The organism is Kocuria sp. ZOR0020, from assembly GCF_000800955.1.
GTDB lineage: Bacteria > Actinomycetota > Actinomycetes > Actinomycetales > Micrococcaceae > Kocuria > Kocuria subflava.
On sequence record NZ_JROX01000252.1, the window covers coordinates 1 to 693 of the forward strand.

General features: G+C 66.4%; 1 protein-coding gene. It reads right to left on the bottom strand.

Annotated elements, in window-relative coordinates; genetic code table 11:
- Positions 1–691: AAA family ATPase (locus L979_RS12670; protein WP_047692572.1), on the bottom strand; the 691-nt coding region annotated here is incomplete at its 3' end.
- Between the last annotated feature and the right edge of the window lie 2 nt (positions 692–693).

Genomic DNA, 693 nt, shown 5'->3' on the forward strand with positions numbered 1-693 from the left:
GGAGCCGGAAGTTGCCGCGGGTGATCCGTGCGATGGCTGCGATGGCCTGAGCGTCGGTGAAGTCGTCGGGGTCGAGGGTCTTGCCCAGGGAGCGCCAGTGACGCTGGAGGACGAACAGCAGCTCGTCCGTGCCCAGGGGTCGGTATTGGTGGGCGAAGCCGACACGACTGTAGAACTGCGGGTAGTGACTGAACTGCTTCTCCATCCCAGGCATGCCGATCAGGATCAGAGCGATGTTGTCGCGGTCGTAGCGATCGCGCAGCAGCTCCAGCGCGGTGGGGCGGAGCCGTTCGGACTCATCGACGATCACCAGCTGCACGTGGTTCCTGCCGTGCCGCCATCCCCACGACTGCGGGGTGATCTGGCCGATCGCCTCCAGGTGCTGCTCGATGCAGATGTTGGTGCGGGTGATGGCCTGGGCGAGTTCGTCCTTGAGCACCCGTGGGGTGGTGAGCACACTGGGGGTGTAGAGCACGGTACGACTCCGAGCCAGGGCGGCGTAGACCTTGGCGTCGCTGTCGGCGCGCGGCCCCCAGTTGGTCAGCAGGTCGTAGGCCTTTTCCCAGTGTGCGTAGCGACGCGCAGACAGCGTCTTACCCACCCCGGCCGGTCCGAAGCACAGGCCGATGGTGTGGCCGCGGCGCACAGCGTCGGCGAACTCGGTGAAGCGGCGGTGCTCCTTGGTGACGATGA